Source organism: Curtobacterium sp. 24E2 (assembly GCF_016925595.1).
GTDB lineage: Bacteria > Actinomycetota > Actinomycetes > Actinomycetales > Microbacteriaceae > Curtobacterium.
The window spans coordinates 2,658,707-2,672,380 of record NZ_CP068987.1 but is presented as its reverse complement, the minus strand read 5'-3'; the positions used below and the strand labels follow the sequence as shown (position 1 = coordinate 2,672,380).

Annotated in this window: 6 protein-coding genes and 3 pseudogenes; 8 read left to right on the top strand and 1 reads right to left on the bottom strand. The window is 70.3% G+C overall.

Annotated features, from left to right (window positions below):
- Nucleotides 1-31: 31 nt before the first annotated feature.
- Genes JN350_RS13155 through JN350_RS13140 form a run of 4 tightly spaced genes read left to right on the top strand, consistent with a single transcriptional unit; the run spans nucleotide 32 to nucleotide 3,667 of the window.
- Nucleotides 32-856, top strand: a complete 825-nt coding sequence (locus tag JN350_RS13155; protein ID WP_205462476.1) for a BPSS1187 family protein — start codon at nucleotides 32-34, stop codon at nucleotides 854-856.
- Between the two features lie 32 nt (nucleotides 857-888).
- Nucleotides 889-2,001 (top strand): class I adenylate-forming enzyme family protein, encoded by a 1,113-nt coding sequence (locus tag JN350_RS13150; protein ID WP_205462475.1) that lies wholly within the window; start codon nucleotides 889-891, stop codon nucleotides 1,999-2,001.
- Nucleotides 1,923-2,447, top strand: coding sequence for an AMP-binding enzyme (locus JN350_RS13145; protein WP_240347324.1), 525 nt, complete (start codon nucleotides 1,923-1,925; stop codon nucleotides 2,445-2,447). The genes JN350_RS13150 and JN350_RS13145 overlap by 79 nt, the downstream gene beginning before the upstream one ends.
- Nucleotides 2,444-3,667 (top strand): acyltransferase, encoded by a 1,224-nt coding sequence (locus JN350_RS13140; protein ID WP_205462473.1) that lies wholly within the window; start codon nucleotides 2,444-2,446, stop codon nucleotides 3,665-3,667. Before JN350_RS13145 ends, JN350_RS13140 begins: the two co-directional genes overlap by 4 nt.
- A 375-nt stretch (nucleotides 3,668-4,042) precedes the next feature.
- On the opposite strand, the pseudogene JN350_RS20965 reads toward JN350_RS13140, so the two are convergent.
- Nucleotides 4,043-5,176, bottom strand: a pseudogene (locus tag JN350_RS20965) (MFS transporter); the annotation flags it as partial.
- Between the two features lie 280 nt (nucleotides 5,177-5,456).
- On the opposite strand from JN350_RS20965, the pseudogene uvrB reads away from it, so the two are divergent.
- The 4 genes and pseudogenes from uvrB to uvrC all read left to right on the top strand — a co-directional run bounded on the left by uvrB (nucleotide 5,457) and on the right by uvrC (nucleotide 13,584).
- Nucleotides 5,457-7,528, top strand: a pseudogene (gene uvrB, locus JN350_RS13130) (excinuclease ABC subunit UvrB).
- Nucleotides 7,518-8,567 carry an SDR family NAD(P)-dependent oxidoreductase gene (locus tag JN350_RS13125; RefSeq protein WP_205462472.1) on the top strand — a complete coding sequence of 350 codons (1,050 nt, stop codon included), beginning with the start codon at nucleotides 7,518-7,520 and terminating at the stop codon, nucleotides 8,565-8,567. The pseudogene uvrB and the gene JN350_RS13125 overlap by 11 nt, the downstream one beginning before the upstream one ends.
- Nucleotides 8,564-11,509, top strand: a pseudogene (gene uvrA, locus JN350_RS13120) (excinuclease ABC subunit UvrA). The gene JN350_RS13125 and the pseudogene uvrA overlap by 4 nt, the downstream one beginning before the upstream one ends.
- A 17-nt stretch (nucleotides 11,510-11,526) precedes the next feature.
- On the top strand, nucleotides 11,527-13,584 hold the full coding sequence (gene uvrC / locus JN350_RS13115; RefSeq protein ID WP_205462471.1) for an excinuclease ABC subunit UvrC: 2,058 nt from the start codon (nucleotides 11,527-11,529) through the stop codon (nucleotides 13,582-13,584).
- Nucleotides 13,585-13,674 lie beyond the last annotated feature (90 nt).

Sequence of the window (13,674 nt, the reverse complement as noted above, 5' to 3'; positions counted from 1 at the left end):
AGGGGAGTTCCACCGCTTCCGGCTCGGCACCGTGGGCGGCGAACGGCTCACGCCGAACCGCGACGACTTCGCCGCCCGCACCTCGGCAGGCGGCCCCCTGCTGCTGTTCCTGCCCGCCACGAGGTCCCGCCCGGCGGAGTACCAGCGGTTCCTCGGGCAGGCCCTCGCCGACGGGTACCACGTGCTCGGGCTGGACTACTGGAACCTCGGTCGCACCCTCTCCGGCACGTGCGAGGCCGACGCCGGCTGCTACGGCATGGTGCAGCGCAACCGGTTCGACGGCACCCGCCAGTCCGAGTTCAGCTCGGTGACGCCCGCCGGGTCGATCGTGTCGCGCTTCCGTGACGCGGTGGCCTACCTCGACGACCACGACCCCGACGGCGGGTGGGGCCGCTTCGTGCAGGGCGACGACGACATCGCCTGGCGGGACATCGTCGTGGCCGGACACTCGCAGGGCGGCGGCGAGGCGGCGTACATCGCGCACATCCGGTCCGTCCGCGGCGCACTGATGTTCTCGTCGCCCGTCGAGTCACGGGGTCCGTCGCACGCGGCGTGGATGAACCGTCCCGGCAAGACCCCCGTCGCCCGGATGTACGCCGTCGACGACGTCCGCGACGCCTTCGGTCCGCGGATCACCGGGTCGTGGCGAGTGCTCGGGCTCGACGGCGTCGACGGCCCCTTCCGGACGGACACCGATCCACCGCCCGCCGACGCGGACCCGCACGCGATCCTGACCGACGTCCGGGGCCGGGGAAGGCGCACTCGTTCATCATCAAGGACTCCACGCCGCTCGGACCGGACGGGGACCCCGGATGACCGCGCTCTGGCAGTGGATGCTGCACCGGTTCCCCTCTGACGGCTCATAGGCTCGCGCAATAGCCTCTGCTGGTGCAGCCCGTCGACGGAGAACCCGACCTGCGCTCGCTCATCCGCGACCGCGCGGCGGAGAGTCCCGAGCGTCCCTACCTGGAGGACGCCCGTTCTGCGCGCGTCCTGACCTACCGAGCGCTCGAGGACGCGGTGACGGCCTGGTCCGCGACGTTCGACGCGATCGGCGTGCCCGCCTCCGGAGCCGTCCTCGTCGACGTCGGCGACCCCCTCGCGTTCGCCGTGGTGCACCTGACCGCCGTGGCGACCGGGCGCCGTGCCGTCCCGGTCGACACCGGACAGCCGGCGACCGAGCCGGCCCGTCTCGCCGACCTGATCGGCGGGGCCTCGATCGTGGTGTCGGACCGCGCCGTGGACGGGACCGTCCCCGGGGTGCCCGCCAGCGGGATCGACGCAGCCACGTTCCTCCCGGCCGCCGTCCGTGACGGTGACGTGCCCACGCAGAGTCCGGACGCACCGGGCGAGGGGTCCGTGGTGCTCTTCACCTCGGGGTCGACCGGCGCTCCGAAGGGCGTCGAGCTGCCGGAGTCGCAACTGCTGTTCGTCGCGCGGGCGATCGCGCGGCACAACGGGTTGACGGGCCGCGACCGCGGGTTCAACTCGCTGCCGCTGTTCCACGTCAACGCCGAGGTCGTCGGCCTGCTGGCGACGCTCGTCGCCGGGGCGACGCTCGTGCTCGACGTGCGCTTCCGGCGGACCGGGTTCTGCGAGCTGCTCGCCGAGCGGCGCATCACCTGGCTGAACGCGGTGCCGGCGATCCTCGCCGTGCTCGCGAAGACCGGGCCGCTGGACTTCCCGGAGGGCCTCCGGTTCGTCCGGAGCGCTTCGGCACCGCTGCCGGACCCGGTGCGCACTGCACTCGGGGACGTCCCGCTCGTCGTGAGCTGGGGGCTGACCGAAGGCGCGTCGCAGATCACCGCGACGCCGCTGGACGCGCCCGCTCGCCCCGGGGCCGTCGGTGTGCCCGTCGGGTCCGAGGTGCAGGCACGCGACGAGGACGGCGCAGCCCTGCCCGCCGACGAGGTCGGTGCGCTGTGGGTGCGCGGCCCGGGATCGTCGGGCGCTACCTGTTCGGGCGCGCATCCGACCGCTTCGACGCCGACGGCTGGCTGAGCACCGGCGACGTGGGCTCCGTCGCTGCGGACGGCTGGGTCTCGCTCGCCGGACGCTCCGACGACGTCATCAACCGTGGCGGCGAGAAGGTCTACCCCTCCGAGGTCGAGGACGTCCTGCTCGGCGACCCCCGGGTGCTCGAGGCCGTGGTGGTCGGGCGGCCGGACGACGTGCTCGGGGCCGTCCCGGTGGCGTACGTGATCGTGGAGCAGGACGCAGCGGACGAAGCCGACGCAGCCGAGGCAGCGGACGAAGCCAGCGCGGTCGCCGCTGCTGCGGCCCCGGTCGACGCCGCTGGGCTCGTTGCCGACCTGACCGCGCGCGCCGAGGCCCACCTGACCCGCTTCCGCCGCCCCGTCGAGATCATCGTCGTCCCGGACCTGCCGCGCGCGCCCACCGGCAAGGTGCAGCGGGCGAAGGTGCGGACGATGGCGCAGCCGTCGTGACCGGCGCCCAGCCGCAGCCGCAGGCCCAGGCGCAGTCCCAGCCGCAGCCACAGGCCCAGCCGCGGCCGCAGGTCCAGACCCCGACCCGCACCGCGGCGGGCAAGCCACGCCATCTGTACGAGGTCGACGTCCTCCGGATCCTGACCTTCGCCTGCGTCATCGGCGTGCACACCACCAGCCACACCGCCGCGTCCGACGACGTCGGCCTGAACGCGCTGCTCGCCCTGCTGCACTTCACCCGGCTCGTCTTCTTCTCGCTGACGGCGTTCGTGCTCGTCTACAGCTACACGCTGCGACCGCGGCCGATGGCGCAGTTCTGGCCGAAGCGGTTCCTGCTCGTCGGGGTGCCGTACCTGGCGTGGTCGTTCGTGTACGTCGGCTCGAGCTGGCTCGTCAGCAGCACGCGTCGGGGCGACGTGCCCGACCTGGTGCGCACCTTCGCCGAGGGCATCGTCACCGGCTCGTCCTGGTACCACCTGTACTTCCTGCTCGTGACCATGCAGGTGTACCTGCTGCTGCCGGTCATCGTGTGGCTGGTCCGGAAGACCCGCGGGTACCACGTGACGACGCTCGTCGTGACGCTGGTGGTGCAGCTCGTCGTGTTCGCCGGGTACAAGTACTTCCCGGCGAGCGATGCCTGGTTGCACGGCTACCAGAAGCAGTTCTTCTTCTCGTACGTGTTCTTCATCGTCTCCGGGGCGATCGCTGCCGACCACGCCGACGCGTTCCTCCGGTTCATCCGGGTGCACCGCCGGGCCGTGCTCTGGGCCTTCGCCGGCGTCGGCGCGCTGACGCTCGGCGTCTGGGCGCTCCAGGTCGCCCTCGGCCAGTCGCTCTACGCCGCCGGGACCCCGCTGCAGCCGATCGAGGCCGTGTGGAGCACCGCGGTGTTCGTCGGCTTCCTGGCGATCGGTGCGCGCTGGGCGGACCGTCGGCGTCCCGGCAGCCCGGCCGCGCGCTTCGTGGACTACGCCTCGGACCGGTCGTTCGGGATCTTCCTGAGTCACCCGTTCCTCATCTGGATCCTGCTGTACGGCGACAGCTGGCTCGAGGCCGTGGTGCCGCGGCCGTGGCTGACGCTCGTCACGTACCTGCTCGTGGTGGTGCTGTCCGTGGCGGTCACCGAGGCGTTCCGGTGGACGCCGCTGAGCGTGCCGCTCACCGGCCGGCCGTCGCTCGCGTCCCGCGCCCAGCGTCGGGCGCGCGGCCCGCAGCGCTGACCCGCGCACCCCGGGCGTCCCTGGTCGGTTCTCCCGACCAGGGACGCCCGTTCCTGCTTGCTGTGCGCGGCGGCGGATGCGCTGCGCGGCGGACGGGAGGCGCGGGTCGGGCCGGACCCGGGCCTCCCGTCCGCCGGCCGGGGACCACCAGGGCTCCGCGCACGTCCGGTGCGTCCCGTTGCGGACAGCGGAATCGGGCGCACCTGGTCGTTCCTCTCGACCAGGTACGCCGATTCGGCAGGGCGTGCCGCTGACAGCGCGTCGCGGGTCAGGGGCGCGCTGCTCGGCGGCGGGGGTGCCGACCTCGAGGACGCCGTTCGTCGACGTGAGCCGCTGTGGCTTCATGAACCACGCCACGACCGCCGCGGCGCCGAGCAGCACGCACGACAGGGCGAACGGCAGCTGCCAGCCGGACGCGTCGATGAGCAGCCCGAAGACGATCGGGGAGACCACGCCGGCGATGCCGAAGCCGGTGTTCATGAAGCCGGACGCGGTGCCGGACCACTGCGGGGCGACGTCCATCGGGATCGCCCAGAGGTTCGCGTTGCAGAGCTCCAGGAAGAAGAACGACAGCGCCAGCGAGATCGTCGCGACGAGCAGGCCCTGCCCGATGACGAGCGGGACGAGGCAGACGAGCGAGCCACCGAGTCCGATCACCAGGACGGTCCGGCGGGCGTTCCGGGTGTTGCCGCCGCGGTGGATGATCCGGTCGCTGAGCATGCCGCCGACCGTGTCCCCGACGACGCCGGCGAGCAGGATGAGCGTGGTGAACAGGGCGAAGTCGCCGATCTCGAGTCCGTACGTCGAGCTGAGGAACGTCGGCAGCCACGTGAGGAACACCCAGAGGGTCCAGCCGTAGCCGAAGTCGACGAAGGTCACCGGCAGGATCTGCCGCGCCATCTGCCGCCACGGCACCGGCGGACGGGTCGCACGCGTCTCGACGGGCGGGAGCTCGTCGATCTCGACCTGCGTGATGCCCTTCGTGGACTCGGGCTTGTCGCGGAACCAGACGAACCAGACGATGCCCCAGGCGAAGGACAGGACAGCCGTGGCGAAGAACGCCCACCGCCAGCTGCCCGTCGAACCGATCACCCAGGCGACGAGCAGCGGAGCCAGCGCGTTGCCGAGCCGGGCCGCGGAGTGCACGACGCCCTGCGCGAAGCCGTTGCGGTCGCGGGGGATCCAACGGGTCATGGCCTGGGTCGCGGTCGGGAACGCCGCGGCCTCGCTGAGCCCGAGGAGCGCCCGGGCCGCGAACAGGGTCCAGAAGCCGACGGCGAAGCCGGTCCACAGTGTCGCGACGCCCCACACCACGGTGATGACGAAGAGGGCCTTGCGCGGTCCGAACTTCTCGCTGATCGTGCCGCCGAAGACCTGCAGCAGCGCGTACGGCAGCGAGAACGCGGACACGATCAGGCCCGCGGTGGCCTCGTTGAAGCCGAACTCCTCGGTGATGTGCGGCAGCGCCGTCGAGATGTTCGTCCGGTCGATGTACGAGATCGCGTACATGAAACAGAGCAGGATGAGCACTCGTCCGCGGATGCGACCGCGGAACGGGGTGCCCGTCGTCGGTGCGGCGGGGGTCGCCGTCGTCATGGGGCCTCTTCGGGTGTGGCTCGTGCTGGCTCGTCGGGGACGTGCGGAGCGATCGGGTTGCTGAACGGACCGGACGCTATGCCCGCTGGTTATCAGCGGACTTGGAGGCTGCTTGGCGAGGACGATACGCCCAGGGCGAGCAGGGGCGCCGGTGTCAGGGGTGCCGACTACCGTTGACGGCATGGGTGTTGCGATCGAACCGACCCGAGCGGTACGTCCGTTCGAGGTCATCAGCGAGTACACGCCGAGTGGCGACCAGCCAGCGGCCATCGCCGAGCTCGCCGGGCGCATCAACGCCGGTGAGACCGACGTCGTGCTGCTCGGTGCGACCGGTACGGGCAAGTCGGCGACGACCGCGTGGCTCATCGAGCAGGTGCAGCGGCCGACGCTCGTGCTCGCGCACAACAAGACCCTCGCCGCCCAGTTGGCGAACGAGTTCCGCAGTCTGATGCCGAACAACGCGGTCGAGTACTTCGTGTCCTACTACGACTACTACCAGCCCGAGGCGTACGTCCCGCAGACGGACACCTTCATCGAGAAGGACTCCTCGGTCAACGCCGAGGTCGAGCGGCTCCGGCACTCGACGACCAACTCGCTGCTCAGCCGGCGCGACGTCGTCGTGGTGTCGACCGTGTCCTGCATCTACGGCCTCGGCACACCCGAGCAGTACATGAACGCCTCGGTGGCACTGCACGTCGGGCAGACGATCTCGCGCGACCAGCTCGTGCGCAAGTTCGTCTCGATGCAGTACCAGCGCAACGACGTCGACTTCGCCCGCGGTACCTTCCGCGTGCGCGGCGACACCATCGAGATCATCCCGATGTACGAAGAGCACGCCATCCGGATCGAGATGTTCGGGGACGAGATCGAAGCGCTCTCCTCGCTGCACCCCCTGACCGGCAACGTGATCGACGACCTGCCTGCCGTGTCGATCTTCCCGGCGTCGCACTACGTCGCCGACACCGACGTCATGCACCGCGCGATCGCCGACATCAAGGTCGAGCTCGCCGAGCGCCTGGCCGAGCTCGAGGGACAGGGCAAGCTGCTCGAGGCCCAACGGCTCCGCATGCGCACCACGTTCGACATCGAGATGATGGAGCAGATCGGCTTCTGCTCGGGCATCGAGAACTACTCGCGACACATGGACGGCCGCGTCGCGGGCGAGGCGCCGCACTGCCTCATCGACTACTTCCCCGACGACTTCCTCATCGTCATCGACGAGTCGCACGTCACCGTGCCGCAGATCGGCGCGATGTACGAAGGCGACGCCTCGCGCAAGCGCACCCTGGTCGACCACGGGTTCCGGCTGCCGAGCGCACTCGACAACCGTCCGCTGCGGTTCGAGGAGTTCCTCGACCGCGTCGGGCAGAAGGTCTTCCTGTCGGCGACCCCGGTCGGTACGAGCTCGGCATCACGGACAGCGTGGTCGAGCAGATCATCCGCCCGACCGGCCTGGTCGACCCCGAGATCGTGGTGAAGCCGAGCGACGGCCAGATCGACGACCTGCTCGAGGAGATCAAGCAGCGCGTCGACAAGGACGAGCGCGTGCTCGTCACGACCCTGACGAAGCGCATGGCGGAAGAACTGACCGACTTCCTCGGCAACGCGGGTGTGCGGGTGCGGTACCTGCACTCCGACGTCGACACGCTCAAGCGCGTCGAGCTCCTGACCGAACTGCGACAGGGCGTCTACGACGTGCTCGTCGGCATCAACCTGCTGCGAGAAGGCCTCGACCTGCCCGAGGTGTCCCTGGTGGCCATCCTCGACGCCGACAAGGAAGGCTTCCTGCGGTCGTCGACGTCGCTCATCCAGACGATCGGTCGCGCGGCCCGCAACGTGTCGGGCCAGGTGCTCATGTACGCCGACAAGATGACCGACTCGATGAAGACCGCGATCGAGGAGACCGATCGTCGTCGCGAGAAGCAGGTCGCGTACAACCTGGAGCGCGGCATCGACCCGCAGCCGCTCCGCAAGAAGATCGCCGACATCACCGAGGTGCTGCAGCGCGAGAACGACGACACCAAGGCGCTGCTGCAGGGTCGTCCCGGCGCCGACGGCCGCCGCTCGCCGACGCCGAACCTGAAGCGCGGCGGCATCGCGGGCGAGGGCGCGACCCAGCTCGAGGCGACGATCGGCGACCTCAACGACCAGATGCTGCAGGCCGCGGCGGAGCTGAAGTTCGAACTCGCCGCGCGGCTCCGTGACGAGGTGCAGGACCTGAAGAAGGCACTGCGGCAGATGGAGTCGGCCGGGCATGTCAGCTGACGGTCGCCGCACGGTCGTCGTCACCGGGGCGAGCGCGGGCCTCGGGTACCACGCGGCCGAGCAGCTCGCCGCGTCGGGGCACCGGGTCGTGCTCGCCACCCGCGACCGCGGTCGCGCCGCTGCGGCGGAGCAGAGCATCCGCCGGCACGTGGACGGGGCGTCGTTGGCGCACGTGCACCTCGACCTCGCCGACCTCGACTCCGTCCGTGCCGCCGCCGACGAGCTCGCGGCCCTCGAACCGGACGGCGTCGACGCGATCGTGAACAACGCCGGCGTCGTCGGGGCCTCGACCCCGAGCACCACCGCGCAGGGCACCGAGCTGCAGATCGGCACGAACCACCTGGGCCACTTCGCCTGGACGGCGCTGACGCTGCCGCTGCTCGAACAGCGTGGCGGTCGCGTCGTGCACCTCGGGTCGATCGCACACCGGTGGGCCAGCCTCGACACGGGCGACCCGTTCCGTGTCGGCCACTACTCCAGCTACCGGCAGTACGGCCGCAGCAAGCTCGCGGTGATGCTGTTCGGCTTCGAACTCGCCCAGCGGTTGGCGGATGCGGGCTCGTCCGTCGCCAGCGTGGTCGCGCACCCCGGGTTGTCGCTCGACGCGCTCTCGCCGGAGCGCCCGGACGTCGCGCCGTCCCGCCCGGAACCCGCGTGGACCCGGCCGGCGCAGCGGCTGTACGCCCAGGGCAAGGACGCCGGTGCCGAGCCCCTCGTGCACGCTGCGGTCGCCGCGGACGTCCGCTCGGGGAGTACTGGGGCCCGGCCGGGTGGATGCAGCTACGCGGACCCGCAGCCGTGGTCCGTGCCGAGCCGCGTGCACACGACCGGACCGCTGCCGCGCGTCTCTGGACGGCCAGCGAACGTCGTTCCGGAGCCGCGTTCGCTCTCGACGCACTCGTCTGACCACCGACTCGCGGGCGGATGTCGGACCCCTTTCGTACAATCGACGGCGATGACAATCACCTCTGACCGCGGCACCGCGACCTCGGGCCGGAACGCCTTCGGCGAGCCGACCGACCCCACCTCCCCGGCGTGACCGTCCCGACCGGCTCCTCGACGCTCAGCGTCCGCGGGGCCCGGGTGCACAACCTCCGCAACGTCGACCTCGAGATCCCCCGTGACTCCCTCGTGGTCTTCACCGGCCTGTCCGGATCCGGCAAGTCGTCGCTGGCCTTCGACACGATCTTCGCCGAGGGGCAACGACGCTACGTCGAGTCCCTGTCCGCCTACGCGCGGCAGTTCCTCGGCCAGGTCGACCGGCCCGACGTCGACTTCATCGAAGGGCTGTCGCCCGCGGTGTCGATCGACCAGAAGTCGACGAACCGCAACCCGCGGTCGACGGTGGGCACGATCACCGAGGTCTACGACTACATGCGTCTGCTCTGGGCGCGCATCGGGGTGCCCCACTGCCCGACGTGCGGCGAGGTCATCAGCAAGCAGACCGTGCAGCAGATCGCCGACCAGCTCATGGAGTTCGAGTCCGGCACGCGCTTCCAGGTGCTCGCCCCGGTCATCTCCAAGAAGAAGGGCGAGTTCGTCGACCTCTTCCAGGAGCTCGCGGCGTCCGGCTACGCCCGCGCGATCGTCGACGGTGAGCGCATCCAGCTCAGCGACCCGCCAGAAGCTCAAGAAGCAGGTCAAGCACGACATCTCGGTGATCGTCGACCGTCTGGTGTCGAACGACGACATCCTCGGTCGGCTCACCGACTCGCTCGAGACGGCACTGCGCCTGACCGGTGGCACCGTCGGCATCGACCTGGTCGACCACGACGGCCCCGGTGCGGTGCGCACCTACTCCGAGAACCTGTCGTGCCCGAACAACCACCCGCTCGCGCTGACCGAGATCGAGCCCCGCACGTTCTCGTTCAACGCGCCGTTCGGCGCCTGCCCGGAGTGCTCCGGGCTCGGCACGCGTATGTCGGTCGACCCGGACCTGGTGCTCGGCGACCCCGATGCCTCGCTGCGCGACGGCGTCCTGCTGCCCTGGACCGGAGCGAGCGGGCTGTACTCGTACTTCGAGAAGCTCCTCGCCGGCCTCGGCAAGGACCTCGGGTTCACGCTCGACACCCCGTGGAGCCAGCTCGACGCCTCGGTGCAGGCCGCGATCCTGACGGGCAAGGACTTCCAGGTGTCGGTGTCCTGGCGCAACCGGTTCGGCCGCGAGATGCGCTACACCAGCGGGTTCGAGGGCGTCATGCCCTACATCGAGCGCAAGTTCGCCGAGGCCGAGTCGGACTCGCAGCGCCAGCGCTTCCAGGGCTACCTGCGCGAGGTCCCGTGCCCGGTGTGCGACGGCACGCGCCTCAAGCCCGAGGTCCTGGCGGTCACGGTCGACGGCCGCAGCATCGCCGACGTCACCGACATGTCCCTCGACAACGCGTACGCGTTCATGGACACCCTGACGCTCACCGACCGCGAAGCGCACATCGCCGCGGCGGTCCTGCGCGAGATCCGGGCGCGCCTCGAGTTCCTGCTCGAGGTCGGCCTGAACTACCTGACCCTGGCGCGCGGCGCCGGCGGGCTGTCCGGTGGCGAAGCACAGCGCATCCGTCTCGCGACCCAGATCGGCTCCGGCCTGACCGGCGTGCTGTACGTGCTCGACGAGCCGAGCATCGGGCTGCACCAGCGGGACAACCGCCGCCTCATCGACACCCTGGTCAAGCTCAAGGACCTCGGCAACACGCTGATCGTCGTCGAGCACGACGAGGACACCATCCGCACCGCCGACTGGGTCGTCGACATCGGCCCCGGGGCCGGCGTTAACGGCGGCAACGTCGTGCACTCGGGCTCGTACGAGGGCATCATCGCGAACCGCGAGTCGGTGACGGGGACTACCTCGCCGGCCGTCGTGCGATCGAGGTCCCCGCCGAGCGTCGCAAGGTCAACCTGAAGCGCACGATCAGCGTGCAGGGTGCACGGGCGAACAACCTGAAGACGATCGACGCCGACTTCCCGCTCGGGGTGTTCACCGCCGTCACCGGCGTGAGCGGGTCGGGCAAGTCCACCCTGGTCAACGACATCCTGTACAAGGTGCTCGCGAACCAGCTCAACGGTGCGCGGCACATCGCCGGCAAGCACACCCGCGTCAAGGGCCTCGACCAGCTGGACAAGGTCGTGCACGTCGACCAGGCCCCGATCGGCCGCACGCCGCGGTCGAACCCGGCCACCTACACGGGCGTGTTCGACCGGATCCGTCAGCTGTTCGCCGAGACACCCGAGGCGAAGACCCGCGGCTACCAGCCCGGTCGGTTCAGCTTCAACGTGAAGGGTGGCCGGTGCGAAAACTGCTCCGGCGACGGCACGATCAAGATCGAGATGAACTTCCTGCCCGACGTCTACGTCGCGTGCGAGGTCTGCGGCGGTGCGCGCTACAACCGCGAGACGCTCCAGGTCCACTACAAGGGCAAGAGCATCTCCGAGGTCCTGGACATGCCGATCAGCGAGGCGGCCGAGTTCTTCGAGCCGATCTCTGCGATCCACCGGTACATGGCGACGCTCGTCGACGTGGGCCTCGGGTACGTCCGTCTCGGCCAGAGCGCGACCACGCTCTCCGGCGGTGAGGCGCAGCGCGTCAAGCTCGCCACCGAGCTGCAGCGCCGTTCGAACGGCCGGACCGTCTACGTGCTCGACGAGCCGACGACGGGTCTGCACTTCGAGGATGTCCGCAAGCTGCTCCTGGTGCTGCAGAGCCTGGTCGACAAGGGCAACACCGTCATCACGATCGAGCACAACCTCGACGTGATCAAGTCGGCCGACTGGGTCATCGACATGGGCCCAGAGGGCGGTGCCGGCGGCGGCACCGTGCTCGCGACCGGTACCCCGGAGCACGTCGCGGACGTGCCGGAGAGCTTCACGGGCGTCTTCCTGCGCGAGATCTTCGACGCGCAGGACGCCCAGGTCGGCAAGCAGCAGGCGGTCGAAGCCCGCTCGGCGAGCCGACCGGGCAAGTCGACCAAGCAGAAGGCGGGTGCACGGTAGGTGGCGGACACCGTCCCGTGGCGCCCGAAGGCGGGGAGATCCCGACCGACCCGGGCGTCTACCGATGGCGTGACGAAGCCGGCCGGGTGCTCTACGTCGGCAAGGCGAAGAACCTCCGCGCCCGGCTGAGCAACTACTTCGCGCCGCTGCCGACGCTGCACGAACGCACCCGGCGGATGGTGCTGACGGCCCGCAGCGTCGAGTGGACCACGGTCGGCTCCGAGATCGAGGCACTGCAGCTCGAGTACACCTGGATCAAGGAGTTCGACCCGCCGTTCAACGTCAAGTTCCGTGACGACAAGTCGTACCCGTACATGGCGATCACCATGGCGGACGAGGCCCCACGGGTGATGGTCACGCGGAACCGGAAGATCAAGGGCGCGAAGTACTTCGGGCCGTACCCGAAGATCTGGGCGGTGCACGACACCATCGACCTGATGATCAAGGTGTTCCCGATCCGCACCTGCTCGGACTCGTCGTACAAACGCGCGATGCAGACGGGCAAGCCCTGCTTCCCCGGGCAGATCGGCAAGTGCGGCGGTCCCTGCTCGCAGCGCGTCACCATCGAGGAGCACCGTGCGCTCGTCGAGGAGTTCGTGCGGTTCATGAACAACTACGACCGCCGGGTGATCACCGAGCTGCGCCAGCGCATGGGGGCCTCGGCCGACGCCATGCAGTACGAACAGGCCGCGAAGTTCCGCGACCAGGTCGAAGCGCTCGAGGCCGTGCTCGAGAAGTCGGCCGTGGTGCTCCGCGACTCGGTGGACCTCGACCTGTTCGGCATCGCGGAGGACGAACTCGCCGCCGCCGTCCAGCTGTTCTCGGTCCGTGGCGGGCGCATCCGTGGTGTCCGCGGATGGGTCGTCGACAAGGAACTCGACATCTCGACCGGTGACCTGGTCGAGCAGATCGTGCAGGGCGTCTACGCCGACAACGAGCTCACGCCGGCCGCCGTCGCCGAGGAACCCCCGCGCGAGGTCGTGGTGCCGACCCTGCCCGAGGACGCCGACGCACTGCAGCAGTGGCTCAGCGAACGACGGGGTGGCCGCGGCACGAAGCTCAGCACGGCGCAGCGCGGTGACCGTGCCGGCCTGGCCCGCACGGCCGCCCAGAACGCCGCCCAGGCGCTGATGCTCTACAAGACGAAGCGGTCCGCCGACTACACGACGCGCTCCGCGGCCCTCGCCGACATCCAGGACGCCCTCGGCATGACCGAGGCCCCGCTCCGCATGGAGTGCTACGACATCTCGCACCTGCAGGGCACGAACGTCGTGGCCTCGATGGTGGTGTTCGAGGACGGCCTGCCCCGCAAGGACCAGTACCGCCGCTACACGATCGCCGAGACCACCGACGACACCGACAGCATGTACCAGGTGCTCACCCGGCGTCTGGCGCGCCTCGACGAGGACGCCGACCTGCCGGACGTCCCCGACGTGACGAGCGCCGAGGTGGTCGAGGGCTCCAAGCCCTCGAAGCGGTTCGCCTACCGCCCGCAACTGCTCATCGTCGACGGTGGGCAACCCCAGGTGCAGGCCGCCAAGCGTGCGCTGGACGAAGCCGGGGTGCACGACATCGCGTTGGTCGGCATCGCGAAGCGTCTCGAGGAGCTCTGGCTGCCCGACGACGACTTCCCGGTGATCATGCCGCGCAACTCCGAGGCGCTCTTCCTCATCCAGCGCATCCGTGACGAGGCGCACCGGTTCGCGATCACCCACCAGCGCACCCGGCGCAAGCGCGACGTGCGGTCCCGGCTGTCCGAGATCCCCGGGCTCGGTCCGACCCGCGTCAACGCACTGCTGAAGCACTTCGGTTCGGTGGCGCGGCTGCGCGAGGCCACGGCCGACGAGATCAGCGAGGTCAACGGTGTCGGTCCGGCGACCGCTGCGGCGGTCGTCACGAAGCTGCAGCAGACCCCGACGAGCGCGCCGGCCACCAGTACGGCGAGCCCGACGAGCGCACCGGAAGCCGAGACGGACCAGCCGGACACGACGGACCCCGCGGACGCTGCGCCGCTCCCCGGGGGCCCGGTGCGGGTCCCCGACGTGACCCACGACGGTCCGCAGCTGCCCACGTGACGCATCCCGTGCCTCCCGACACCTGTCGGGCGATACCCTGGTCCCGCAGCCGAGACTTCCCCGGGCGACGCGCCCGGGCCGCCACGACGG

Bases quoted from the DNA above. Each gene is read 5' to 3' on its own strand.
- JN350_RS13125 (WP_205462472.1), top strand. From the start codon at position 7,518: ATGTCAGCTGACGGTCGCCGCACGGTCGTCGTCACCGGGGCGAGCGCG.